The sequence below is a fragment of the Halocella sp. SP3-1 genome, assembly GCF_003953885.1.
Classification (GTDB): Bacteria; Bacillota; Halanaerobiia; order Halanaerobiales; family DTU029; genus Iocasia; species Iocasia fonsfrigidae.
Genome location: NZ_CP032760.1, coordinates 858,677 through 883,835 on the forward strand (window position 1 = coordinate 858,677; position 25,159 = coordinate 883,835).

Here is a 25,159-nt window from a genome sequence, read left to right on the forward strand (position 1 = left end):
CTGTCAAGAAATTGTCTTCCAGCGTCGTGCTTCCAGACAATTTCTAGAGTCGTCCGACAAATATATTTGTCTGGGTTTTATGATCTAGTTGACTTTGTGTAAGAAGTATTCTTAAGTAAGGTTAATAATTAGTAATTAAGTTTGGATGGTCGTTAGGCCACTTTCTTCTAAGGGCACTTAGGTGCCCTTTTAAATATGCAGTTATTTATATTATCTTAAATTTATAATAAGGAGTTAGATATGGATTTAGCTAGATTTTTAAATGAGGAACAGCAGAAAGCCGTTAAGGCTTTAAAAGGGCCTGTGCTGGTATTGGCTGGAGCAGGGAGTGGTAAAACAAGGGCACTAACATACAGAACGGCCAGGCTTATTGATAATGGTGTTGATCCCGCTAATATTTTAACCCTTACCTTTACAAATAAGGCGGCAGATGATATGAGAGGGAAAATAGTTAAGCTTCTTGGTAAAGAAAGGATTAAGGGAATGTGGTTGGGAACCTTTCACAGTATCTGCCTCAGGATTTTGAGGGATAATTTAGCCAGGGTGAACAGGAGTGAAGGGTGTCTTATTTACGATACCACTGATTCAGTTGATATTATTGAAGATATAATACTGGAGTTTGGCCTGGATGATCTGGAGTATGAGGCTAAAATAGCCTATAATATAATTCAAAAGGCTAAAATGGAATTAATAGCCCCTGAATTTCTGGTAAGGGAATATGCCGGGGAAAATAAAGGCTCCCAACACTATTATCAAATACTTAGCAGGATATATCAAGAGTATGAAAGAGTACTGGTCAATAACAATTCCTTTGACTTCAATGACCTGATTAAAAAGACAATAGAATTGTTCGGTAAACACCCTGAGATATTAAGGGAATATCAAAACAGGTTTAAATATATTCAGGTAGATGAATACCAGGATGTAAACCATGCTCAGTATCAGATTACCAGTCTGCTGGCAGAGCCGGAGAGAAATATATTTGTGGTTGGTGATGACTGGCAGGGGATATATGGTTTTCGGGGAGCTGATATAAGAAACATACTGGAATTTGAAAAAGATTATCCCCGGGCTGAGATTATTAAATTAGAGCAGAATTATCGAAGTACAAATAATATTATAAGTGTTTCTAACCAATTGATAAGTAATAATAAACAAAATAAAGAGAAAACCGCCTGGACAAAAGAAGGGGATGGTGCCCCTATATTTTTAACCAGAGCCAAAAATCCACAGGTAGAGGCTGCTTATGTGGCTAGAAGAATTAATGATCTGGTAAATCACTATAATTATAGTTACAAGGACATTACTGTTCTCTGTAGAACCAATTTTCAGTCTCATTATATTCAGCAGGTCTTTCCACGTTCACATATACCTTATCAGCTGATTGGTGGTGTTAGCTTTTTTGATCGGCAGGAAATAAGATATTTTATTAACTATCTTAGGCTCCTGGTTAACCCTGAGGACGGTCTTGCCCTGAAACGCTTATTCAGAATTGAAGCAGATGGGGTAGGTGATGTCCTTTTAAGTGAGATTAATAGATATGCCCGTGAACACAAGATACAGGTTGCTGATGTCCTGGCTGACCCAACAAGGGTGAAAGGTATTGGAGAGAAAAAAGCTGCTAATCTAATCGAGTTTAAATTAAGGGTTCTTGATGGAATTAGGGGGCTTCGTAAGATGAAAATGCCTTTCCCCCGTAAAGTACTTCAATTATATGAACTGATTGATTTTGAGAATAATGTTATTAATGAGCTGGGGAATACAGCAGAGCGCTTAAAATATATTAATTTTTTTATGGAAGACATTTACAATTACCATAAATATAATCCAGGTAGTACCTTGTATGATTATCTATTGATAAATGAACTCCTGGGCGGGCAGGATGAACTGGAAGAGGATAATACTGATAGTGTTAAGGTGATGACTGCTCATTCGGCCAAGGGTTTAGAGTTTCCGGTAGTGTTTATTATAGCAGTTGAAGAGGATGTTTTTCCACATCAGAAGAGCCTGGAAGAGGCTGCTGCGGGTAGCAACCCTTATGCTGTGGAAGAAGAAAGGCGGCTTTTGTATGTGGCTATGACCAGGGCAAAAAAGATATTATTTATGAGTTTTTCACAGCGCAAGAGTGGTAATAATGGGGAGGAAAAGGAAGTAAAACCCTCCAGATTTCTTTATGAACTATCAGTGGAAAGGATGGATCTTAGTAGTGTAGATATACTTAGAAAGAGTAGAAGACTACAATTTAAAAAAGATCCTACTATTCTGAAAAAAAAACTAAAAACTTGATGAATCAGGTATCAAAAGATAGTTATCAAAAAAGTAAAAAAATTATCTTAAAAAAGAAGGATTTTTTGTATTGAAGGAGAATAAAATAATACAAGAGTAAATTTAACCCTTAAAAAAACAAATAAAATAATAAGGAATGTATAAGAGATGGAGATTAAAGTAGGCAATTCGCTATTTATTAGGGATCTAAATCAACTAGGTATCTTTAAATCAATTCATAAATACGGACCTATTTCCCGTAAAGAATTAGCAGATAATACAGGTTATAGTGCTGCAACAGTAACAAATCATGTTAAGACTTTATTAAAAAATGGATATGTTATTGAGACAGAAAAGGGTGATTCAACAGGGGGGCGCAAACCAGTATATTTGACAGTTAATCCACATAAGGCTTATATATTTGCTGTCTCTATAGAGGTTAAAGAAGTAAAGCTTATTATGTTTAATTTAAAGTTTTCTATAGAAACAAAGCTGACCTTCCCCATAGTTGATAAGAACCCGACAGGTGTTGTGCAGAGACTGCTCCAGGAGATAGATATGATGCTTATGGATAAAGGCATATCTCTAGAGAATGTTATGGGTATTGGGATTTCAGTACCTGGTTTAATAGACCGGGGGAAACAGGCCCTGGACTTTGCCCCTAATCTGGGTTGGCGAAAAATTGCAATAGCTGAAATGCTCAGAGAAAAATATGACCTGCCTATTGTGATAGAAAATGAAGCCAATGCTGCTGTGATCGGTGAAAGAGAGTTTGTTTACCCTGATATAAATAATATTGTGTATGTTTCAATTAATGAAGGGATTGGTTGTGGAATTATTTTTGACGGTAAACTGTATAGAGGAGCAAGTGGAAATGCCGGTGAGTTTGGGCATATTATTATTAATAGTTCTGGTCCCTATTGCCATTGTGGCAATAAAGGGTGTTGGGAGACACTGGCCTCTGAAAATTATATAGTCAAAACTGTTAATAAAAAACTGGATACCAAGATGACAAAGGAGGAGATTTATCAGCAGGGGAAAAAGGGTAATAAACAGATAATTGATATACTACATGAAACAGGAGAAAATATCGGTATAGGCTTAGTAAATATTATAAATAGTCTAAGTCCTGCCTATTTAATATTGGGAGGGCATATCTCTTCAGTCAAGGATATTATTTATGATCAGATGATTAATGTTTTAAAAGATGAAACCCTAGCGATTTCTTTCGAGAAAACAACTATTAAGTTTACTAAGCTAAAGGACCTGGCCGTTGTATATGGTATGGCTCAACTGGTTTATAATAAGAGCTTGAATTTGCAGGAGTAGTTTTAGCATTGGCAAAAAATTTAAGTCTTAAATTAAGTTAAGTAAAAAGCAGGAGGTTATTTTATATGGCTTATTTAATGGGTTTGGATATTGGAACAAGCGGTATTAAGGCACTTTTAATTAAAGAAGATGGTCAAATAGTCAGTAGTCAGACAGAAAAATATCCCCTACATACCCCCCAGGCCGGTTGGGCTGAGCAGAACCCGGCTGATTGGTGGGAAGCTACCTTGAAAGTGATTTCCAGTGTAGTCAAAGATAGAGGTGTGGAGCCGGCTGGGATAAAAGGTATCAGTTTATCTGGGCAGATGCATAGTTCTGTCTTCCTTAATAAGGATATGAAGGTAGTTAGACCTGCTATCCTATGGAGTGATACCAGGACCAGCCGTCAGTGTCAGCAGATATATGATAGGGCAGGTGGGTTAGAGAATTTAATTAACTATGTATCTAATCCCGCTCTAGAGGGTTTTACTGCTCCGAAAATATTATGGTTGAAGGATAATGAACCAGCAAATTATCAGCAGGTTTCACTTGTCCTCTTACCTAAAGACTATATCCGCTACCACCTGACTGGTGAGATTTTTACTGAGGTATCAGATGCTGCCGGCACCCTGTTATTAAATGTCAAGGAGAAAAAATGGTCAGCTGAGCTACTTAAAAAACTTGATATATCTCCCGAGATATTACCACCGGTTATTGATTCGATAGATATTGCTGGTAGAATAAGTAAAAATATTGCTGATAAAACAGGTCTTAAGCAGGGCACGCCAGTAATTGCCGGGGGTGCTGATAATGCCTGTGGTGCTGTCGGGAGTGGGATTATTCAAGAGGGAAGGGTAATGGTAAGTATAGGGACATCTGGTGTTGTCATGGCCCAGGCAAATAAACCTACTGCTGATAAGCAGGGGAGGATGCACCTCTTTAACCATGCAGTTCCCGATAACTGGTATATGATGGGTGTTATGCTGTCAGCTGGTATGTCTTTTAACTGGGTCAAGGAGAAATTATTTGATGACACTATTGATTATGATAGATTAAATCAGCTGGCTGCAGCAGTAGAACCCGGCAGTGATGGGTTAGTATTTCTACCTTATCTTTATGGTGAAAGGACACCACATGCTGATGCCAATGCCCGGGGAGTATATTTTGGAATCTCCGGTAAACATGAACAGGGGCATTTTATCCGTAGTGTGATGGAAGGGGTTACCTTTGGATTAAGGGATTCCCTGGAATTAATTAAGGCTCAAGGGATTAAGACAGAGGAAATCCGGGCTATTGGTGGTGGGGCTAAAAGCCAGTTATGGCAGCAGATTATGGCCGATATATTTGGCCAGGAGATCTGTCTTTTGAATATAGAGGAAGGACCGGCCTTTGGAGCGGCCCTGATTGCAGGTGTAGGGGCAGGTGTCTATGATAATTTTGCAACAGCTGAATCTCGAATAATTAAAATCAGCAAACGTATTTCACCTGTAGAAGAAAATGTAGCCCACTATAACAAATTATACAACATCTATCAGAATCTTTATCCTGCAGTAAAGGATAATTACAGGGAACTTTCCAAACTTAACTAGGTCAGTTATTAAAGATATTTATTTAATAATTAATAAAACCAAGGAGGAATTAACAATGAAAGAGTTATTTGGCAAAATACCAAAAATTGAGTATGAAGGTCCAGCATCTACTAATCCACTTGCCTTTAAGTACTATAATCCAGAGGAAGAGCTTGGCGGGAAAACGATGGCAGAACACCTCCGTTTTTCAATGGCTTACTGGCATACGTTTACTGCTGATGGTAGTGATCCCTTTGGGGCAGGAACTATGCAGCGCCCCTGGAATGATATTAATGACCCGATGGAAGTGGCCAAAAAAAGGGTAGAGGCTGCCTTTGAATTAATGAACAAACTGGGTTTTTCTTATTTTTGTTTTCATGATAGGGATATTGCCCCTGAGGGTAAAACACTGGAGGAAACAAATCAGAACCTGGATGAAATAGTGGCTTTAATCAAAGAGAAGATGAAAGAAACAGGTATAAAACTCCTCTGGGGAACAGCTAATATGTTTACACACCCCCGTTTTGTCCATGGGGCAGCAACCTCTCCCAATGCGGATGTCTTTGCTTATGCTGCAGCACAGGTAAAAAAGGCTCTGGAAATTACCAATGAACTGGGTGGTGAAAATTATGTTTTCTGGGGTGGTCGTGAAGGTTATGAAACACTGTTAAATACTAATATGGGTCTTGAACTGGATAATTTAGCCCGTTTTTTACAGATGGCAGTTGATTATGCCCAAAAAATAGGGTTTAAAGGACAGTTTTTAATTGAACCTAAACCTAAAGAACCTACTAAACATCAGTATGATTTTGATGTAGCGGCTGTTTTTGCTTTTCTTAAAAAATATGGTCTGGATAAATACTTTAAGACTAATATTGAAGCAAATCACGCAACTCTAGCTGGGCATAACTTTCAGCATGAATTAAGGTTTGCCCGTTTAAATGGTATCCTCGGAAGTGTAGATGCCAATCAGGGTGATATGTTACTGGGTTGGGATACTGATCAGTTTCCTACAAATATATATACCACCACTTTTGCTATGTATGAGATACTAAAAAATGGAGGTCTGGCACCAGGGGGGTTAAATTTCGATGCTAAGGTAAGGAGACCTTCTTTTGAAGCGGTTGACTTAGCCTATGGTCATATCGCAGGGATGGATGCCTTTGCCCAGGGCTTAAAGGTTGCTTATAAATTATTAGAAGATGGGGTTATTGAGGAATTTATTACCAACAGATATGCCAGTTATGATCATGGTATAGGAGCCAAGATAATTAAAAAAGAGCTTGGTTTTGAAGAACTTGCAGATTATGCCTTAAATCATGACCAGATAGTTAATGAATCAGGTAGACAGGAGATGCTAGAAAGTATCATTAACCAATATTTGATAGAGAGTTAGAGTATTTTAGTTATTTAATAAAGTTGTATGGGCAGATATAGCATCCAAGGAAAAGGGAGAAGAAGGAAGGGTAGAAAGAGGCCCTTCCTTTTTTGTTCTGAGTAAATGTTATAATAAAACTATAATAATTTTATAATTCCAGGGAGGATTAGGAGGATTGATATAGAAAAGTATATATACTAAATAATAAAACTTTGTTTTATATTATAAAATGAAGTAAACAGGAGGAGAATTATATGCCAGAAGTAATTACATTAGGGGAAACAATGGTTTTAATGAATCCAACAGAAGCGGGGCCTTTAAGGTATGTTGACCGTTTTAAAAAGCAGATTGCCGGGGCCGAAACAAATGTAGCAATAGGTATAAATAAATTAGGGCATAGTACAGGCTGGATAAGTAGATTGGGTAGTGATGAGTTTGGACAGTATGTTTTATCAGTTATAAAAGGGGAGGGGGTTGATACTTCAAGAGTTATCATGGATGTAGATACCCCCACAGGTGTTTTCTTTAAAGAAAGAAGGATACTGGGCCTTTCACAGGTTTATTATTATAGGAGGCAGTCTGCTGCCAGTTATATGCTTCCTGAAGATTTAGATGAAGAATATATTGCTTCTGCCAGATACCTTCATTTGACAGGTATAACCCCTGCTTTAAGTTCTTCCTGTCTGGCTACAGTCCAGCAGGCGATTGAAATAGCACATCAAAATAATGTCTTAGTATCTTTTGATCCCAATATCAGGTTTAAACTCTGGGATAGGAGAAAGGCCAAAGAAATATTGCTAAGTTTGATTAGAGAAGTGGATATTTTACTGCCTGGTGTCAAAGAAGCTGATATGTTGTTAGGTAAAATGGATGAACCAGAAGATTATGCTCAAAAGTTTATCGAAATGGGTCCGGAAATTGTTGCCTTAAAACTGGGAAAAACAGGTTCATATATTGCTGATAAAGAAAAGGGGCGAATAGTAGAGGGTTTTTCCAGTACAGAGGTTGATGCGGCTGGGGCAGGTGATGCTTTTGCAGCTGGTTTTTTATCTGGTCTTTTGGAAGGAAAAGATATTTTTGAAGCGGCTATGATTGCTAATGCTGCAGGTGCTTTTGCTGTAACCCTACCAGGTGATTATGAAGCTTTTCCTACTTCACAGGACCTTAATGCCTTTTTAAAGGGTAATTCTGATATATTCAGATAAAATTTTACTAATGGAATCTTAATTTGATTTTTTCTTCTCAATAACTTAAAATAATAATATATTTAAAAATAAGTTATGAAAAGAGTGAAACTATTTGTTTGGATATGTAGTACCATATAAAGATGAATTAAAGGTTAGAGAATATAAATTGTTTAGAGCATTTTATTGTGGACTTTGTAAAACACTTGGTAAATCTTCAAATCAATTGACCAGGTTTGGACTTAATTATGACTTTACTTTCCTGGCTTTATTATTAACTGCCCTTGATGAAGATGAACCCCAAATCAACCATGAGGGTTGTATTGTTAATCCATTCAAAAAAAACCCGCTTATTAAAAAGAATCAACACCTGGAATATGCTGCAGATTTGAATGTAATCTTTGTGTTCTTAAAACTTCTTGATAACTGGCATGATGAGCATTCTTTTAAATCTTTATTAAGTATGCCTGTTTATTATTTTGCTTCAAGGGGCAAAAGGGAAAAATATGCTACAAGCTTTCATTTTTTTGAAAAATCCCTTAAAAAGCTTGAAGACCTGGAAACGGCAGGAAATGATATTGTAGATAAGAGTGCAGATGTCTTTGCCAGGATAATGTCTGTGATTTTCACTCCGGCATATATTACTGAAAAAAAATGTAGGAGGATACTTGCTTCTCTGGGTTATAATCTGGGGAGATGGATTTATATTCTGGATGCCTTTAGTGACCTGGAAGATGATATTAATTATAAAAATTACAACCCTCTTTTACTCCAGTATAATTATAGTGAGGCTGAGGGTTTACAGGAATTTAAAGATAGAATTAAAGAAAATATTGTCTTTACTCTGACTTATTCACTAAATAATTTGGCCAAAGCTTATCAACTACTTACAGTACACAGATATAATAATATACTGGAAAATATTATTTATCTTGGTTTATATCGGGTAATGGAGAAAAAATTAAATAATGGGGGAAGAGAAATTGAAAAATCCATACAAGACACTGGGACTGAGTGAAGGGGCAAGTAAAGAGGAGATTAGAAAGGCCTATAAGAGATTGGTAAAAAAGTATCACCCAGATAAATATGCCAATAATCCCCTCTCAGACCTGGCAGAGGAAAAATTAGAGGAGATTAATAAGGCCTATAATTATTTAATGAAAAATAAAGGATATAATCAAGGTCAAGATAATGGATACCAGTCTTCCAGTAACAGATATAGTAATAACAGTTATCATACCTATGCCCAGATCAGGGAGTTGATTAAACGGGGTAATATAGTTCAGGCAGAAAAGATATTGGACAGTATCTCACAGAAAGATGCTGAATGGTTTTTCTTGAAAGGGGTTATTTCCCTACAGAAAGGCTGGTATGACCAGGGTTATCAACAGATTAATAGAGCAGTTGCTATGGACCCTTCTAATAGTGAATACCGTTCTACTTTAAATAATTTGCATCAACAAAATGCAGCTTACCGTGCTTCCGGCAGGAACAGGGGATACGGTGGTGCTGATGCCTGCGATTTGTGTACCTGTTTATGTTGTAGTGATTGCTGTTGTGAGTGTTTAGGGGGAGATTTGATAGCTTGTTGTTAAAAAGGGGGGCTATTATTATGAATAGTTCTGGAGAGAAATATAGCCTTAGTAGGTTTAATGCAACAGGAGGTATTACAGTATTATTAACGATTTTTTTCCTTTATTTAGCGGTTGTACTGCCTACCACTAGAATTTTTCTTTTCTCTTTAAGCACAGTTTTTATATCAGTTATGGTAATTGAGTTTAATAATAAAGCGGCTTTTTTGACTTTTATAGCTGCATCATTACTGGGTTTAATTATTATACCAAATAAGTTGCTAATGCTGCCTTATATAATTTATTTTGGTTATTATGGGATAATTAAATCTCTGGCTGAAAAAAGGAACTGCTTAACTGTAGAATGGTTGATAAAGTATTTTTCCTATAATATAGCTTTACTGATTTTTTATTTATTGAATACCAGGATATTAAGCCTTCCCTTATTTAATACTGATATATCTGTATATATTTTAATTATCTCTGCGGAGATATATTTTCTTATTTATGATTATTGTTATAGTATAGCTGTTTCTTATTATATGCGGCTTTTGCGGGGTATAATAAAAAGCAAATAGTTACTTCTATTTGTCTTCCATTTGATAAATAAAACTTAATATTTCTGCAATGGCCTGGTATAATTCTGCTGGGACTTCTTCCCCTATATTGAGTTGTACCAGGACCTCTACAATATCATGATTTTTTTCGATTGGTATATTGTGTTCGCGGGCAGCAGCAATAATCTTATCTGCTATATCACCACTCCCATTAGCCACTATTTTGGGGGCATTATCTTTTTGGGGGTCATATGTTAAGGCGGCTGCTTTACTTAGTTTTCTCCTTTTTTTAGTCATTATTTGCATCCTTTCCCTTTATACTTTAAAATCTATATGGATAAATTCTCCAGACTGTTCTGCTAGGCTGAGTTCCAGGCTATTCAGGATAGGGGATTGTTTATGTTCCTCTTTTTCATCCAGCTGGTTAATATCGAAGTTGACCAGTTCTATACCCGATTTTGCCAGGTTATGCTTTAATTCAGGCATATATTTTTTAATTAATAGACAGGTTTCTTTACTATCACAATAAAAACTGCTGCTCAGTTTTTTTCCCGTATATGTTATATCACTCATAATCGTTCCCCTCTTCTCCAAGGAGATAATAAACCTTATCTTATAATTTTTTCCTTTTCCCTGTTTATTTTTCTCCTTTTCTGTTTTGCCTTTTTTTATTTCCAGGTGGAAAGGGACTGCTTTTTTGGAATCTGGTAACATCAATGGTATTTCTATATTAAGTAATATATTTTCCTGCTGGTTAATAAGTTGTTGTCCAAGTAAATGATTAAAGGTTTTCAAGTTTTCTTCCCCTGTTTGATTTACTAAGGATTGTAGACTCTGTTTAATGGTTTCCGGGTATTTTTCCAGTTCCTGAGCCAATTTACCAGAGGGTAAATCTATTTTAAGGAGTAGTTTATTAATTTCCCGGGAAATATTTCCTGTTTTGGAGGGAGCTGTATTTTTTTCAGTGATATTCTGTCTGGATAGATCAGCAGTTTGTAATTTAGCATGATGGATATCTTTTATTGTTGGGTTTAGTTTATTATTATCTTTTTCGAGAATGTTCTCTAATAACTGATTAATTTTATCGGCAAAAGAGGTTTCCTCTGCTTTAAGATAAGTATTACTATTTAATTCTGTATTCTGTTTACTAACATTTATTTTGATGATATTATCCAGCAGTTGTTTAATTTTGTTAGAGAGAGAAATCTGTTGGTCTACTACATTTTTCCCTGATTTAAGTATATCATGGCCTTCTGTTTCAAGATTAGTGTTGGTCTTCAGTTCTGGATTTGATTTACTTACATTTTTTTCAATGATATTATTCAGTAATTGATTAATTTCTTTTTGATGACCGGCTATAGTATCTGCTTTAGTTAGATTATTATTTGTTGTTTCAGAAGGAGTGTTCTCTTTTAGCTCTGGATTTTGCTTGTTAATATTTCTTTCAATAATACTATCTAATATTTGATTTATTTTATTAGTTAGAGAACTCTCCGGGTCAAGGGTTTCAGCTAAGCTGGATATCAGAACTGGTAAGAGAGGTATTCTATTGCTGATTAGGATGTTTAAGGCCGTAAGACGGGCATTTTGCTTAGTATTTGTATCATTAGAACTATTTGTCTGTAATTGCAGCAACTGTTCCCTACTTAGCGGGAGGTTCATTTTGCTTAATAGGGCAAACAACTTATTTTTTTGACTATGATCAAGGTTTTGTAATAGATTTTCTAGATCAGCAGGTAGGGTTGAAGGGTTATCTGTAGTAGGATTATTATTCATTGTATTCTGATTAGAGATGGTTTTATTTATAGCCTCTTGTTCCTGTGTCTCTAGATTTGTATTAATCATATTCAATAAGATATCATATGTTTTACTGGTAATTTTCATAATATCCCTCTTTTAAGGTATAGAATTTTGCTACAATTTAATTGTAGCATAAAATATCATAAAATCAAAAAATAAAATGGAAAAAATAATATTTTTTTAAATAAAAAGAAGGATTTTTACGTTTTATCTATAATATATATAATTAGAAAGAGATAAAAAAATTGTTTTACATAATTATACTGTTCTTTTCCGATAATGGTAAACCTATTGAAAGATGGGGACACAAAACCACGGGCCTAAGGTAGTTTACTACTACGGTAGCCGGGTAACCGAAGAAGAGAACCAGAAGGATCTATGCCTGTTAACCTTTTGGTTTGACAGGTTTTTTTATTTGCCATACACAGCTTAAAGCTTTATATTATAATAATTTCTCCACCCCTGAAAAGCAAGAGGTTTCTCTTGCTTTTTATTTTGCCTAAATTTAAATAGGAATATTTATTTGTTGAAGAATAATATAATAATAACTAGGAAATATTTTTAATTGAAGAAGGAGGATTTTTAATAGCTATAAAGAAATATAAAATTAAAGAGAACACAAAAAGGGAGAGGGAGAGTGAAGAGGGCAAATGGAACAGAAATATGATGAAAAATGGGAAGAACTGCTGGCTGATTTAAGCGATATGAGCGAGATAGCTGAGGATATGCTGCAAAAATCGATTAAGGCATTAGATAAAAAAGATATAAAACTGGCTAAAGAAGTAATTCAAAAAGATGACCTTCTTGATAATTATCAGATTACTATTGAAGAAGAGGCATCTCGTTTGTTAACACTTGGTCAGCCGTTAAAAAGAGATGTCTGGAATAATATAGCTGCTGTTAAGATTGCTGGTGATCTGGAAAGAGTTGGTGACCTGGCAAATGATATTGCAGAAACTGTTCTAGATTTTAAAAATGAAGAATACTTAGGACCCTTAGTAATGATTCCTGAACTGGCCAATCTGGTTTCTGATATGCTGGATACAGTTCTAGAGGCCTTTGTAACCAGGGATGTTGACCTGGCTGAGGCTGTCTGTCGTAAGGACGAAGAAGCAGATAATATATATAGACAGATTTATAAAAGCAGTATCAAAATAATTGATGCAAGCGAAGGAACCAGGAAGATTAGTCAGGTTGTTCGTTTTATTAATATTGCCAAGTCCCTTGAGAGAATAGGTGATCATGCCACAAATATTGGTGAAGAGACAATTTATACAGTGACCGGTAAGAGAGTTAAATATTAGGAAAATTATAAATAAACTCTAAGGAACCACTCCTGATAAAGGGGTGGTTTTTTTGATCAAAGCATGCCAGAGGGGTGGCAGACTGTGTGAGGATTAGGGTTTCTTTTTGTTTCTATTCCGGAGCATTCGGAGTAGGGTAATAACACTTTCCTTATCTTCTTCTGTTAGAAATTCTCCATCAAGATGGACGTTAAAACGATTTAATAATTCTTTTATTTCTACATTTGTATTTTTATCTTTCAAAATTAACTTATCTGCTGGTGCACGTTCATTGGTTCTTCCAAGGAGGTAATCGACAGATATATTAAAGTAATCTGCAATTTTTTGTAAAGTATCTATATCAGGTTTCCTTTCTCCAATTTCATACATGGCTATAGTACTAGGTGATAAGTTTAAAAATTTAGCCAGTTTCCGTTGACTAATATTTTCTTCATTTCTTAATTTTTTAATTTTGTCTTTAAGCATTATTTCACACCCTATAAAAAATCATACTTTAAAAATATCACAAAGGGTGAGTGCAATCAATATATATTCACAAATAGTGAAAAAAATATAAAATAACTATTGACATATTCACATAAAGTGATTATAATATATAAATGAAGGCGCTCACGAAAAGTGAAGGAGGTGCGTTCATGAAGAATTTAGCTTTATTAAGGAAACAGAAAAAGCTGACTCAAAAAGAATTGGCTAAAAACACTGGTATATCAGCAAGTTCCATAGCAATGTATGAAACTGGTGAGCGTAGACCAAGTTTAAAGAAAGCAAAAGTATTAGCAGATTATTTTGAAGTAACAATAGAAGAAATTTTTTTTACCAACAATATTCACGATAAGAGAGCGAATCCTAAGCAAAACTGTGCATGAGAGGATGGATTAAATTGAATGCAGGCTTGAATTGATTCAACTAAATTAAAGGGGGATTTTAAGTGAAAAAAACCATTTTATTAATTATGATCTTTGTTTTTGTTGTTAGTCTCTTTGCAACAGGTGTAATGGCTGAAGAGAAAACTATTATCAAAGTGGCTATTGGTGGAAGCGCGATCCCATCTGCTAAAAAATTGGCTGAAATGTATAATGAAAGCCATCCGGGGGTTGATGTACAGATTTTGGAAATGCCGGATTCTTCTACAGACAGTCTGAACCTATATCTTCAATTTTTTGAAGCAAAAAGTTCTGAAGTGGATATACTAGTCGTTGATGTTGTTTGGCCGGGGATTATAGCTGACCACCTTGTTGATTTAAATAAGTACGGTGCTGAGGAAATAGTTAAAGACCACTTTGAGGCGAATATCAATAATAATACTGTTGAGGGCCGTTTAGTAGCTATGCCATGGTATACTGATGCTGGTCTGCTTTTCTATCGTACAGATTTACTTAAAAAATATGGTTATAGTGAGCCCCCAAAAACCTGGGATGAACTGGAAGGGATGGCTGCCAGGATTCAAAAGGGTGAAAGAGCTGAAAGGAAAGAGGATTTCTGGGGTTATGTCTGGCAAGGTAATGCCTATGAAGGTTTAACATGTAATGCTTTAGAATGGATTTATTCTAATGGTGGAGGTACTATTATAAATAAAGATAAGGAGATTACTATTTATAATTCTGAAGCCGTTGCAGCAGTTAAACAGGCTGCAGGTTGGGTGGGAAGTATTTCTCCTGCAAGTGTTACTGGACTAATAGAAGAATCTTCACGCCACATCTGGCAGTCTGGCAATGCTGCTGATAGTGTAATTAAAGGGAAGTTTGACCTTGCTCCACCTCCTGCTGGAGACAGTGGCTTTGCTGCGGCAGCCCTTGGTGGCTGGCAGTTGGCGGTAAGTAAATACAGTAAACATAAGAAAATTGCCGCTGATGTTGTTAAGTTTATGACTTCATATGATGCTCAGAAATACAGGACTATTGAAGAGTCTTATAATCCAACTATTAAAGCACTTTATAGAGATAAAGAAGTTCTAGAAGTTCGTCCTTATTATAATAGGCTTTATGATGTTTTCATAAGTGCTGTTGCTAGACCTACTACTGTTACTTCTACTAAGTATAATGAAATTTCAGCGTTATTCTTTAGAGCAGTACACTCTGTCTTAACAGGTAAAAATAGTGCTGATAACTCCCTTGGGTATTTACAACTAGACTTGCAGAGTGTTACCGGCTTTGAAACTAGTAGTCCGGAAACCAAATAAGTTTAATAGAGATTAATAAAAGGTTACTCTCCTGTATTGAATGGTACAGGAGAGTAATTTCAGGAGATATTGTTTGGAATGGAGGAAAATAAAATGGACAGAAATAGTAAGTCAGACTTAGTAAAAGATGAGCAGAGATTAGCATATAAACTTCTTACACCAACTTTAATTATTTTATTAATTGTAGCAATTTATCCCTTGAGTCAGGTTTTTTATACTAGCTTTACTGACAGGACTTTTGCTGGTACTAATCAGACACATTTTATAGGGTTTAACAATTATAGCAAACTATTTAATTTTACTATTAAAGAATTACCTCCTGTAATAGAGCAGGGAACTAATCAGGTAAAGATTGATTCTAAAACAGGAGTAAAAGTTTATGAGCCGTCTTTTAAGGTTTTACCAGGGAGTCCTAAACGTTATAAAGAGTTAAGTCAGTTTAATTTCTTGGGAAAAAGATATGTGGTTGGAGCAACTAATCCAGAATTTATTAATTCAATAATAACAACTTTAATCTTTACTCTATCGGCTGTTTCTTTAGAAACAGTATTTGGCTTAATTATTGCACTGCTTGTTAATAGTAATTTTACTGGACGTGGTTTAATGAGAGCAGTGATGTTATTACCCTGGGCTGTAATTACAGTTGTTTCAGCTAGAATCTGGGAATGGATCCTGGCCCCCAGTAGAGTTGGTTTATTCAATATGTTTCTCGAAAAGATAGGTATAGGGAATGGTCAGCTTGCTTTTCTTACTGCTGATAACTGGCAGTTGTTTTCATTGATAATGGTGGATGTCTGGAAAACCACACCTTTTATGGCTTTATTGATATTGGCAGGGTTACAGCTTATACCTGGTGAACTCTATGAAGCAGCAAGGGTAGATGGGGCCAATAAGGTAAGACAGTTTTTTTCGATTACTTTTCCTTTATTAAAACCTGCACTTGCTGTAGCATTGATTTTCAGGACTTTAGATTCTTTAAGGGTTTTCGGTTTGTTTCAGGTGCTTGTCGGACAAAGGCTCTATTCCCTGGCCAGTTATAATTATTATCAGTTGGTTGGTAACAGGGCCATGGGCCTGGCTTCAGCTGTCGGTGTTATTATTTTTATGATTATTTTTGTATTTGCAGTAATCTACATGAGATTATTGGGGGTAGATAGTGAATGATTATAGATATCAAATATATATTTAAGAAAATTCTTTTTTGGTCTGTTATTATGATTATCGTTCTTTATTTATTGTTTCCTTTTTACTGGGCAGTTAACTCTTCTTTAAAATCAGAGGCCCAGCTACAGATGATTCCGACTACGCTTGTGCCTAGAAATCCGGAAACAATGGATTTCAGTCCTACATTGAGGAACTTTGCTGCCGTCTTTAAAAATAAAATTTTCGTGAAAAGCATATTGAATAGTGCTATTGTGGCAGGAAGTACAACCTTGTTAGCATTGATTGTTGGTTCTTTTGCTGCCTTTGCTTTAGGCAAATTAGCTTTTAGGGGGAAAAAACCTGTACTTTATTTGATTTTAGCTATGACTATGTTTCCTCAGATAACTGTTTTGTCAGGGCTATATGCAGTAATAACTAAATTTAATTTGAGTGCTAGACTTAGTATGGTTATTTCATATATGATCTTTACTTTACCTTTTACTACCTGGGTTCTTACTTCATTTTTTAAAGAGCTGCCCAAGGAAATAATGCAGTCAGCACAGGTTGACGGAGCTACTCCATTTCAAACATTTTATTTGGTCTTGCTGCCCTTAACTGCTCCAGCATTGGTTACAACGGGTTTATTAGCTTTTATTGCTGCCTGGAATGAGTATCTATTTGCATTGACCTTTACTGCAATTGAGCCTTCTGCTCGGACCATCCCTGTAGCTATTGCTCTTTTCACTGGTTCTGTTGTAAGACAGGTACCCTATGGTGAGATTATGGCAGCTGCTGTTATAGTAACTGTTCCGGTAGTTATACTGGTATTTATCTTCCAGAGGAGAATTGTACAGGGCTTGACAGCCGGTTCAGTAAAGGGGTAAATTGCGACGCGAGATCGCATTTAGATAAATGTTTGAAGTGCTTGAAATGACTACGTTTCAAGTATACTACAAAGTATTATTAAATCTTATGAGGAGGTTATGTAATGAACAGAAAATGGTGGAAGGAAGCTGTTGTCTATCAAATTTATCCGCGGAGTTTTAATGATAGTAATGGAGATGGTATTGGTGACTTACAAGGAATTATTGAAAAATTGGACTATCTAAAGTGGTTAGGGGTTGATGTCATCTGGTTGAATCCTATTTATCAATCACCTAATGATGATAATGGTTATGATATTTCGGATTATTATAATATTATGAATGAATTAGGAACAATGGCTGATTTTGATGAACTATTGGAAGAGACCCATAAAAGGGAGTTAAATCTGGTAATGGATTTGGTGATAAATCATACATCTGATGAACATGACTGGTTTGTTGAATCCCGTTCATCCAGGAATAATCCTAAAAGGGATTTTTATATCTGGCAGAAAGGAAAAGATGGTAAAGAGCCTAATAACTGGTTATCCAGATTTTCCGGTTCTGCCTGGGAATATGATGAGAAGACAGGTGAATATTATCTCCACTTATTTTCCAGAAAACAGCCTGATCTTAACTGGAAAAACCCGGAAGTTAAAGAAGAGGTATTTAAGATGATAGATTGGTGGTTAAAAAAAGGTATTGATGGCTTCAGAATGGATGTCATTAATTTTATCGGCAAGGCAGATGGACTACCTGACTCTAAAAAAACAGATAGTCCAGAACAGTATGCTAATCAACCATTGGTCCATGAAGTACTGCAAGCAATGAACCGTGAAGTTTTAAGCAATTATGATATCATGACAGTTGGAGAGACCCCTTTTGTGACACCAGAAATTGGGAGGCTTTATGTTCAGGAAGAACGCCAGGAACTGGATATGATCTTTCACTTTGAACATGTCTATCTGGCGAATTTTACAGGGGAAAATTTCATTAAGTACAAAGAAATTCAGAAAAAGTGGTATGATGTTATCAGAAAAAACGGTTGGAACAGCCAGTATCTGGCTAATCATGATCAGCCCAGGCCAGTTTCCAAATTTGGGAATGATCAAAAATACCGTTATGAGTCAGCCAAGCTGCTGGCAACTATGCTCATGACCTTACCAGGTACCCCATACATTTATCAGGGTGAAGAGATTGGTATGACTAATGTTAAGTTTTCCTCCATTGAGAATTATAATGATATCTGGACTGTTAATAAATATAAAGAAGAAATTGCTAAAGGGCGTGACCCGGAAGTAGTTTTGAATGAGTTGCAGCCACTAAGTAGGGACAACAGCAGGACTCCTATGCAGTGGAATAGTAATCAAAATGCTGGTTTTACATCAGGAACCCCCTGGTTAAAAGTTAACCCAAATTATAAAAAAATTAATGTAGAGAAGGCATTGCTTGCTCAGGATTCGGTTTTAAACTATTATAAGAAAATGATTTCATTTAGAAAAGAACATGCGACCTTAGTTTATGGTTCATATCAACCATTAATGGAAGATGACCAGCAGATTTATGCTTATATTCGTAAATCGAATAATGAAAGCTTACTTGTAATATTGAATAATTCTATTCTTGAGAAAGAGTTTGATTGGAATCAGCTAGAATTAAAAGAGAGAGATTTATTAATTGCCAATCTTCCAACAGCTAATAAAGATAAGGGGGAGAAAACTATCTTGCGTCCCTATGAAGCTAGAATATATAGCATATTTTAAAGTATACTATCATTTTTTAGAAGAAGGAAGCAAAGGGATGGGTCCTTTGCTTCCGTTTATCTTTAAAAATATTCCAGAAATATAATTATAGAAATTAATGATAGTTAAACCCATACTGCAAAGATATCCTTATTATCCACCCTGATATCCTCACTCCTGTATTCCTTATTATCGTTCTTGTCATAGATAACCAGATATCCTTGATCAGCATTTTCAAGTTCTAAGTAACCATTTAATTGTTTTATTCCTTTCTGATGATACTTATCTCCCCGCCAGACCTTTAACTCAATAATATATTTATGATTATTAAAGGTTATAACTACATCCTGCCTCTGTTCAAAGCCTGTCTGACTCTCTACAAAATAAAAACCTCGACCGTTAATTATGGGTTTAAAAAAGGCTAGTAATAAAAGCCTTCCCTGTCTCTCTATAAAACCTTTATCAAATTTGCCATATACACTTTGCATATATTCTTGGTATTTCAGTAGCGCTATTTTTATATCCAATGTTCCATTCTCATTCTCATAAAGACCTCTTGCTGTATAATTACTTAGCTTTTTCCCAACTTCTTCTTTATGTTTTTTAGCAATCATGTAATTATATAATATCAATTCAAATATTTTGTTATGAATAGCTAACCTTCCATTATCATTCTTAAAAATACTATGCATTATACCCTGGTTATAGGCGTGAACATTATACTGGGTAGTTTCATTTTCAATAATAAGACTATAGATAGTATTATATAGTTCTTCATTATTCTCCACATTTTTGATCAAATCATCAAATAAGGTATTACTCTCGTCAAGTAATATATTGACAGCTTCTTCAATACCTTTTTCTGAAAAATCTTCATCCAGTTCCTCAGCTATTAACTTACATATTTTACTAACAAGATAGGGATATCCTGATGTGTATTTATGTAGTTTTTCAGCAATTGTTTTTGTATCCATCTCTATTTCCTGGTGTTCAGATAAATAATCCAGAAGTAATGATTCTATTTCCTCCTGATCAAAATCCAGATCGACTTTAAAGGTTTCAGCTACATTCCAGGGGCTATTGTACTGAGATTTAGACAAGTTTTTTGCTTCTGCTTCTGTAATTATCCTTCTCTCTGCTATATGTGTTTTAATCCTTTTAATATCTGATACTCCTGCTAATATTACACTTTTAAAGGTTACATCTTCATTTGACTGCTGGGCTATATATTTTTTTCTAAGCAAACCCAAAAAATCCATAAAAACATAGTAATTACTTGCTTTATCAACTTCATCAATTAATAATAATATCTCTTTTTCACTTTCATAACACCATCTACTAATGGCTTTACTAACATCATTCAAATTCTTTAAATCATGTCCATAACTTTTTATTTTTTCTGCTATCTCTGGCTGAAATAATTCAAAAGGTTCAGCAAATACATGAAAAATGTTTTGTGAAAAGACTTTATCATCTTCAAACAGATAACTACTACCTTCAAAACTTGTCGAAACTACAAGATATTTATCTGATAATTCTTTTGCCAGAAGCTTAAGTATGGTTGTCTTACCTTTTTGCCTCGCTCGATTTATAGTAAAATAATATCCTGTTTCTATCATCTTAATAATTTTATATAGTTTTTTTGAAATATCAGCCATGTAATGTAAGTGTTTTACACAGGTTGTTGTTACATTAAATCTTCTCATTAAAATAACACCTGGCCTTTCGAAAGCATTATTCCTCTAAGTTCTTATACTATATTATACCGTGTTTTCCATAAAATTAAAAGGCACTCTATCTAAATGAAAAAGGAAATGATTTTTAACTATTTTACAATTGAATTGATAAAAGTAATCAGATAAGCTATAATAATGTATAAATAATTCAAAAAATTACTGCCTGTGGTGCAACCTTAAACTGTTCTTGTGTGTTTTAGCCAAATACGTAGTGCCTGTGGTGCAACCTTAAACTGTTCTTGTGTGCTTTAGTCAAATACGTAGTGCCTGTGGTGCAACCTTAAACTGTTCGAACAGACTTTTTAATATAAATTTATAAGGAGAGTGACTATGATATGGATTATTTTTTGACAGAAAAGCAAAAAATTATTTGCAATCTTGCCCGGCGTATAGCAGAGGAAAAAATTGTTCCAGTTGCAGCAAAATATGATGAAAGTGGAGAATTCCCCTGGGAAATAATGAAAATTATAGCTCAGACTGATATGTTTCGGGTCTTTATCCCGGGAAAATATGGGGGTTTAGATGGTGGAGTTTTAGAAATGGCACTGGTTACTGAAGAATTAAGCAAGATATGTGGTGGAATTGCTCTTGGTTATGCTGCCACAGGGTTGGGTTCTATGCCAATTTTATTATTTGGAAATGAGGAACAAAAAGAAAAATATTTACCTCAGGTAGCTGATGGTACTATTGCTGCTTTTGCCTTAACTGAGTCAGAAGCTGGTAGTGATGCCAGTAATATGCAGACAACTGCTGCTAAAGATGGCGATTTTTATATTTTAAATGGTACAAAACAATGGATTACAAATGGTGGAGAAGCTGATCTTTATACTGTTATAGCCATGACCAATAAAAGTAAGGGCTCCAGAGGTGCTACTGCTTTTATTGTTGAAAAAGGGACTCCTGGTTTTAGTTTTGGAGTTAAAGAGGATAAAATGGGTATTCGAGGGTCTACCACCCGTGAATTAATTTTTAACAATTGTCGTATTCATAAAAGTCAGATTTTGGGAAGAATCGGAATGGGCTATATAGTTGCTTTAAAAACCCTGGATCGGACACGCCCTGGAGTTGCAGCCCAGGCTGTTGGTATTGCACAGGGAGCAATAAATGTCTGCCTTAAATATACTAAAGAAAGAGAACAGTTTGGGCAAACCATTGCCAGTTTTCAAGCAACAAGGCATATGTTAGCTGATATGGCTATGCAGACTGAAGCTGCCAGATCTCTTGTTTATAGTACTGCTCGTATGATTGATTCTGGTGCAACCAAGATTGGAAGAGAATCTGCCATGTGTAAGTGTTTTGCTTCTGATGTCGCTATGAAAGTGACCACAGATGCTGTCCAGATTTTTGGAGGATATGGATATATGAAAGATTATCCAGTCGAAAAAATGATGAGAGATGCCAAGATAACTCAAATCTATGAAGGAACAAATCAGATCCAGCGTAATGTAATTGCTGCAACACTCTGGAATTAGAAAAAGGAGGTTTTAAAAATGAATATTGTTGTTTGTATTAAACAGGTTCCTGATACAACTGATGTTAAAATAGATAAAAAAAATAATACTTTAATACGTAGTGGTGTGAAAAGTATTATTAATCCATATGATGTTCATGCTATTGAAACTGGATTGCAAATTCGAGATGAGTTAGGGGGAAAAGTTACTGTCATAAGTATGGGCCCTCCTCAGGTAAAAGAATCCTTAAAAGAGGCGGTTTCACTGGGTGTAGATGAAGTTGTCTTGATCAGCGACAGAGCTTTTGCTGGCGCTGATACTTTAGCAACATCTTATACTCTAGCCAAAACAATAGAGAAAATAGGTGAAGTTGATTTAATATTATGTGGAAAACAGGCTATAGATGGTGATACAGCTCAGGTTGGCCCGGGTATTGCTGAACATCTGGCGATACCTCACTGCACATATATAAAAAATATTACAGAAATAACTGAAAAAAGTATTACTGTTCAGAGAAAGATTGAAGGTGGCTTTGAAATTGTTAAATTACAATTGCCTGCTTTATTAACAGTTAATAAAGAAATAAATGAGCCACGATTACCTTCTATCAGGGGTATACTGAAGGCCAAAGAAATAGATGTACCAGTCTGGACTGCAAACGACCTTGTTCTGGATAAAGCTGCTATAGGACTTGATGGATCTCCTACTCAGGTAGTATCTATAGCAACACCAGAAATTAATATCAAAGGTGATATATTTAAAGGGACACCAGAAGAACAGGTAAATAACTTGGTTAAAATCTTTTGTGAACAACAGATATTAGGATAGGAGGCGTTTATTATGGGTATTTTTGTAACAGAAGAATGTACAGGATGTAAATTATGTATCAGATCATGTCCCTTTGCTGCCATTGAGATAAAAGATAATCAAGCTGTTATCCTGGATAATTGTACACTTTGTGGTTCATGTGAATCTGTATGTCCTGTTCAAGCAATAAAAATTGAAAAAGAGGAAAAAACAAAGGATTTTTCAGATTATAAGAATGTCTGGGTTTTTGGTGAACAGAGAGAAGGTGATTTAAATTCTGTCGTTCATGAATTAGTTGGTCAGGGAAGAAGATTAGCCAATAAACTAAAAGAAAACTTATCTGTTATCTTACCTGGTTATCAAAATATAGCTCAGGCTAAAGAATTAATTAATTATGGTGTTGATAAAGTATATCTTATAGATAAAAAAGAGCTTGCTGAGTATAATGATGAATATTATACCTATGTAATGGCAGAATTAATTAAGAAATATAACCCCTCTATTGTGCTTATGGGGGCCACTACAATTGGCCGCTCCCTGGGTCCCAGAGTAGCAGCTAGAATTAAAACAGGTTTAACTGCTGATTGTACTGGTCTTGATATAGATGATAAAAGTAAGATCTTACTACAGACACGACCTGCTTTTGGGGGAAATATAATGGCTACTATAGTCTGTAAAAATCACCGGCCACAAATGGCTACAGTAAGACCAGGAGTTATGAAGGCAGCAGAAAAACGGGAGAATTATGAAGGAATAATTAGCAAAGAAGATCTTGATTTGAGTAAGGTGATCTTAAAAACTGAGGTTATCGATATAGTCAGAGAAATTGAAGATAGTATTAATATAGCTGAAGCAGATATTATTGTTTCAGGAGGTCGTGGAGTTGGTTCTGGAGAAAATTTTAATCTTATCAGAGAGTTAGCTGATACTTTAGGTGGAGCAGTAGGTGCCTCCAGAGCTGCTGTTGATAGTGGTTGGATATCACATGATCATCAGGTAGGACAGACAGGTACAACTGTAGCTCCCAGAATATATATTGCCTGTGGTATATCAGGTGCAGTCCAGCATCTGGTTGGTATGAAATCATCTGATATTATTATTGCTATAAATAAAGACCCTGGCGCATCTATCTTTAATTATGCTACTTATGGTCTGGTAGGAGATTTATTTAAGATAATCCCTCTATTAATAGAACAGTTAAAAAGTGGTGCTACTATAAAAGAATCAGCAGCCAGTTTTGAGAAATAATTAAAACAAAGGAAGCAACGGGGCGGTCTGTTGCTTCTTTTTTCTTTACTTTTAACATGAGCTCCCGAAGGCGGGGCATTATTCTCCACATTTTTGTTCAAATCATCAAATAAGGTATTACTCTCATCAAGTAATATATTGACAGCTTCTTCAATACCTTTTTCTGGCTGACTAAGCCAATTCATTCTATTTCTGGCAATCCTATTGCCCTTAACAACAGCTCTGTAGATACCTCCAATAATAAAAAGATATCACAACAAAGAAATAGCAGCTTTTCTACACCAAAAAAATAAATAAATCATAGAATAAGGTATAAATGAAATAGGGGAGAGAAGATGGGGGTATATGATAAAGAATATAAGATGATACTTAGATCCACGCAGTGGGTTTTTTCCAGACTAAAAAAGTCTCTTTATCAGGGCGAGGGGTTTTCCCTGATCAGGATTGGTGATGGGGAAACAAGGGCTATTGCTCATAATGATTTGATAAGTATGGATGCAATTCCACCCTGGTTAAGTTATGCAGGGGTTGAACTGCCTGATAAGGGTTTAAAAGATAAGCTGCTTAAATCCATTAGATGTGCTGATATAATAGGTCTTCCTTTTGAGAAAAACTATTTTTTTAAACCCCTTATGTTGGAGATAATAAAAAAATATGGTTTAGCATTTTCAAATATCTGTAATAATAGGATAAATTATGACCTTTATACTCTAGGCTATCTGAACAGTCTTTTAAAGGGCAGGAGGATTATTATTGTAGGTAGAAAGGCAGCAGAAGCTGCAGGGTGTTTTGCTGCCGCAAACCTTGTTGCCACCTATGACTTGCCTGGAATGTATGGTGTTGATAATACCTACCGGGAGATAAGTAAAAAAAGGGATTTTGAGATTGCACTTGTAGCAGCTGGTATACCTGCTGTTGTTTTATGCCCAAAACTTGCCCGGCTGGATAAGATTGCCCTGGATTTAGGTCATGTCCTGGATAGTATTGTAACCCCTGATAAAAGTCTCTTTCAGTTAATGGGAGAATGGTTGAAAGAAAATAATTTTTCATAAAGT

Annotated in this window: 22 protein-coding genes and 1 riboswitch; of the genes, 18 read left to right on the forward strand and 4 right to left on the reverse strand. The window is 35.4% G+C overall.

The window, feature by feature from the left end; all coding sequences use genetic code 11:
• The first annotated feature begins 240 nt into the window (after positions 1 to 240).
• The 8 genes from D7D81_RS04035 to D7D81_RS04070 all read left to right on the forward strand — a co-directional run bounded on the left by D7D81_RS04035 (position 241) and on the right by D7D81_RS04070 (position 9,852).
• On the forward strand, positions 241 to 2,286 hold the full coding sequence (locus D7D81_RS04035; protein ID WP_125987535.1) for an ATP-dependent helicase: 2,046 nt from the start codon (positions 241 to 243) through the stop codon (positions 2,284 to 2,286).
• 147 nt (positions 2,287 to 2,433) lie between these two features.
• Positions 2,434 to 3,594 carry an ROK family transcriptional regulator gene (locus tag D7D81_RS04040; protein WP_125987537.1) on the forward strand — a complete coding sequence of 387 codons (1,161 nt, stop codon included), beginning with the start codon at positions 2,434 to 2,436 and terminating at the stop codon, positions 3,592 to 3,594.
• A 65-nt stretch (positions 3,595 to 3,659) separates the two neighbouring features.
• A complete protein-coding gene (xylB, locus tag D7D81_RS04045; protein WP_125987539.1) occupies positions 3,660 to 5,162 on the forward strand; it encodes a xylulokinase in 1,503 nt (500 codons plus the stop codon).
• Between the two features lie 55 nt (positions 5,163 to 5,217).
• Positions 5,218 to 6,537: a xylose isomerase gene (gene xylA / locus D7D81_RS04050; RefSeq protein WP_125987541.1), complete on the forward strand. Its 1,320-nt coding sequence runs from the start codon at positions 5,218 to 5,220 to the stop codon at positions 6,535 to 6,537.
• Positions 6,538 to 6,773: 236 nt separating this feature from the next.
• Positions 6,774 to 7,724 (forward strand): sugar kinase, encoded by a 951-nt coding sequence (locus tag D7D81_RS04055; protein WP_125987543.1) that lies wholly within the window; start codon positions 6,774 to 6,776, stop codon positions 7,722 to 7,724.
• 94 nt (positions 7,725 to 7,818) lie between these two features.
• Positions 7,819 to 8,721: a DUF5685 family protein gene (locus tag D7D81_RS04060; protein WP_125987545.1), complete on the forward strand. Its 903-nt coding sequence runs from the start codon at positions 7,819 to 7,821 to the stop codon at positions 8,719 to 8,721.
• Positions 8,687 to 9,298 (forward strand): J domain-containing protein, encoded by a 612-nt coding sequence (locus tag D7D81_RS04065; RefSeq protein WP_125987547.1) that lies wholly within the window; start codon positions 8,687 to 8,689, stop codon positions 9,296 to 9,298. The genes D7D81_RS04060 and D7D81_RS04065 overlap by 35 nt, the downstream gene beginning before the upstream one ends.
• Positions 9,299 to 9,315: 17 nt before the next feature.
• Positions 9,316 to 9,852, forward strand: a complete 537-nt coding sequence (locus tag D7D81_RS04070; protein ID WP_125987549.1) for a hypothetical protein — start codon at positions 9,316 to 9,318, stop codon at positions 9,850 to 9,852.
• Between the two features lie 6 nt (positions 9,853 to 9,858).
• Here D7D81_RS04070 and D7D81_RS04075 read toward each other — a convergent pair whose 3' ends face one another.
• Both D7D81_RS04075 and fliK read right to left on the reverse strand, forming a co-directional pair.
• Positions 9,859 to 10,128, reverse strand: coding sequence for an EscU/YscU/HrcU family type III secretion system export apparatus switch protein (locus D7D81_RS04075; RefSeq protein ID WP_125987551.1), 270 nt, complete (start codon positions 10,126 to 10,128; stop codon positions 9,859 to 9,861).
• A gap of 18 nt (positions 10,129 to 10,146) precedes the next feature.
• Positions 10,147 to 11,715: a flagellar hook-length control protein FliK gene (gene fliK / locus D7D81_RS04080; RefSeq protein WP_125987552.1), complete on the reverse strand. Its 1,569-nt coding sequence runs from the start codon at positions 11,713 to 11,715 to the stop codon at positions 10,147 to 10,149.
• A 187-nt stretch (positions 11,716 to 11,902) separates the two neighbouring features.
• A riboswitch (cyclic di-GMP riboswitch) is annotated at positions 11,903 to 11,989 on the forward strand.
• Positions 11,990 to 12,281: 292 nt separating this feature from the next.
• Here fliK and phoU point away from each other — a divergent pair.
• Positions 12,282 to 12,935 (forward strand): phosphate signaling complex protein PhoU, encoded by a 654-nt coding sequence (gene phoU, locus D7D81_RS04085; RefSeq protein ID WP_125987554.1) that lies wholly within the window; start codon positions 12,282 to 12,284, stop codon positions 12,933 to 12,935.
• Positions 12,936 to 13,028: 93 nt separating this feature from the next.
• On the opposite strand, the gene D7D81_RS04090 is transcribed toward phoU, so the two are convergent.
• Entirely contained in the window at positions 13,029 to 13,400 is a 372-nt protein-coding gene (locus tag D7D81_RS04090; RefSeq protein WP_125987556.1) for a helix-turn-helix domain-containing protein, read from the reverse strand.
• A 170-nt stretch (positions 13,401 to 13,570) separates the two neighbouring features.
• Here D7D81_RS04090 and D7D81_RS04095 point away from each other — a divergent pair, with 170 nt between their 5' ends.
• The 5 genes from D7D81_RS04095 to D7D81_RS04115 all read left to right on the forward strand — a co-directional run bounded on the left by D7D81_RS04095 (position 13,571) and on the right by D7D81_RS04115 (position 18,883).
• A complete protein-coding gene (locus D7D81_RS04095) occupies positions 13,571 to 13,801 on the forward strand; it encodes a helix-turn-helix transcriptional regulator (RefSeq protein ID WP_125987558.1) in 231 nt (76 codons plus the stop codon).
• Between the two features lie 62 nt (positions 13,802 to 13,863).
• Positions 13,864 to 15,114: an ABC transporter substrate-binding protein gene (locus D7D81_RS04100; protein ID WP_205739332.1), complete on the forward strand. Its 1,251-nt coding sequence runs from the start codon at positions 13,864 to 13,866 to the stop codon at positions 15,112 to 15,114.
• A 93-nt stretch (positions 15,115 to 15,207) separates the two neighbouring features.
• On the forward strand, positions 15,208 to 16,278 hold the full coding sequence (locus D7D81_RS04105) for a carbohydrate ABC transporter permease (protein ID WP_125987560.1): 1,071 nt from the start codon (positions 15,208 to 15,210) through the stop codon (positions 16,276 to 16,278).
• Complete coding sequence (locus tag D7D81_RS04110; RefSeq protein ID WP_125987562.1) at positions 16,275 to 17,141, forward strand: carbohydrate ABC transporter permease; 867 nt, start codon at positions 16,275 to 16,277, stop codon at positions 17,139 to 17,141. The genes D7D81_RS04105 and D7D81_RS04110 overlap by 4 nt, the downstream gene beginning before the upstream one ends.
• 104 nt (positions 17,142 to 17,245) lie before the next feature.
• Positions 17,246 to 18,883, forward strand: coding sequence for a glycoside hydrolase family 13 protein (locus D7D81_RS04115; protein WP_125987564.1), 1,638 nt, complete (start codon positions 17,246 to 17,248; stop codon positions 18,881 to 18,883).
• 104 nt (positions 18,884 to 18,987) lie between these two features.
• Here the strand turns inward: D7D81_RS04115 and D7D81_RS04120 are convergent, their stop codons facing one another.
• On the reverse strand, positions 18,988 to 20,568 hold the full coding sequence (locus D7D81_RS04120) for an AAA family ATPase (protein WP_125987566.1): 1,581 nt from the start codon (positions 20,566 to 20,568) through the stop codon (positions 18,988 to 18,990).
• A gap of 365 nt (positions 20,569 to 20,933) precedes the next feature.
• On the opposite strand from D7D81_RS04120, the gene D7D81_RS04125 reads away from it, so the two are divergent.
• The 4 genes from D7D81_RS04125 (at position 20,934) to D7D81_RS04140 (ending at position 25,156) form a co-directional block, all read left to right on the forward strand.
• Positions 20,934 to 22,070, forward strand: a complete 1,137-nt coding sequence (locus D7D81_RS04125) for an acyl-CoA dehydrogenase family protein (protein ID WP_125987568.1) — start codon at positions 20,934 to 20,936, stop codon at positions 22,068 to 22,070.
• 18 nt (positions 22,071 to 22,088) lie between these two features.
• On the forward strand, positions 22,089 to 22,877 hold the full coding sequence (locus D7D81_RS04130) for an electron transfer flavoprotein subunit beta/FixA family protein (protein WP_125987570.1): 789 nt from the start codon (positions 22,089 to 22,091) through the stop codon (positions 22,875 to 22,877).
• 12 nt (positions 22,878 to 22,889) lie between these two features.
• On the forward strand, positions 22,890 to 24,104 hold the full coding sequence (locus tag D7D81_RS04135; RefSeq protein WP_125987572.1) for an FAD-binding protein: 1,215 nt from the start codon (positions 22,890 to 22,892) through the stop codon (positions 24,102 to 24,104).
• Between the two features lie 335 nt (positions 24,105 to 24,439).
• On the forward strand, positions 24,440 to 25,156 hold the full coding sequence (locus D7D81_RS04140) for a GT-D fold domain-containing protein (RefSeq protein ID WP_125987574.1): 717 nt from the start codon (positions 24,440 to 24,442) through the stop codon (positions 25,154 to 25,156).
• Positions 25,157 to 25,159 lie beyond the last annotated feature (3 nt).

Coding starts and splice junctions, on each gene's coding strand:
- D7D81_RS04035 (WP_125987535.1), top strand. CDS start 241: ATGGATTTAGCTAGATTTTTAAATGAGGAACAGCAGAAAGCCGTTAAG.
- D7D81_RS04040 (WP_125987537.1), top strand. CDS start 2,434: ATGGAGATTAAAGTAGGCAATTCGCTATTTATTAGGGATCTAAATCAA.
- xylB (WP_125987539.1), top strand. CDS start 3,660: ATGGCTTATTTAATGGGTTTGGATATTGGAACAAGCGGTATTAAGGCA.
- xylA (WP_125987541.1), top strand. CDS start 5,218: ATGAAAGAGTTATTTGGCAAAATACCAAAAATTGAGTATGAAGGTCCA.
- D7D81_RS04055 (WP_125987543.1), top strand. CDS start 6,774: ATGCCAGAAGTAATTACATTAGGGGAAACAATGGTTTTAATGAATCCA.
- D7D81_RS04070 (WP_125987549.1), top strand. CDS start 9,316: ATGAATAGTTCTGGAGAGAAATATAGCCTTAGTAGGTTTAATGCAACA.
- D7D81_RS04075 (WP_125987551.1), bottom strand. CDS start 10,128: ATGACTAAAAAAAGGAGAAAACTAAGTAAAGCAGCCGCCTTAACATAT.
- fliK (WP_125987552.1), bottom strand. CDS start 11,715: ATGAAAATTACCAGTAAAACATATGATATCTTATTGAATATGATTAAT.
- phoU (WP_125987554.1), top strand. CDS start 12,282: ATGGAACAGAAATATGATGAAAAATGGGAAGAACTGCTGGCTGATTTA.
- D7D81_RS04090 (WP_125987556.1), bottom strand. CDS start 13,400: ATGCTTAAAGACAAAATTAAAAAATTAAGAAATGAAGAAAATATTAGT.
- D7D81_RS04095 (WP_125987558.1), top strand. CDS start 13,571: ATGAAGAATTTAGCTTTATTAAGGAAACAGAAAAAGCTGACTCAAAAA.
- D7D81_RS04105 (WP_125987560.1), top strand. CDS start 15,208: ATGGACAGAAATAGTAAGTCAGACTTAGTAAAAGATGAGCAGAGATTA.
- D7D81_RS04110 (WP_125987562.1), top strand. CDS start 16,275: ATGATTATAGATATCAAATATATATTTAAGAAAATTCTTTTTTGGTCT.
- D7D81_RS04115 (WP_125987564.1), top strand. CDS start 17,246: ATGAACAGAAAATGGTGGAAGGAAGCTGTTGTCTATCAAATTTATCCG.
- D7D81_RS04120 (WP_125987566.1), bottom strand. CDS start 20,568: ATGAGAAGATTTAATGTAACAACAACCTGTGTAAAACACTTACATTAC.
- D7D81_RS04125 (WP_125987568.1), top strand. CDS start 20,934: ATGGATTATTTTTTGACAGAAAAGCAAAAAATTATTTGCAATCTTGCC.
- D7D81_RS04130 (WP_125987570.1), top strand. CDS start 22,089: ATGAATATTGTTGTTTGTATTAAACAGGTTCCTGATACAACTGATGTT.
- D7D81_RS04135 (WP_125987572.1), top strand. CDS start 22,890: ATGGGTATTTTTGTAACAGAAGAATGTACAGGATGTAAATTATGTATC.
- D7D81_RS04140 (WP_125987574.1), top strand. CDS start 24,440: ATGGGGGTATATGATAAAGAATATAAGATGATACTTAGATCCACGCAG.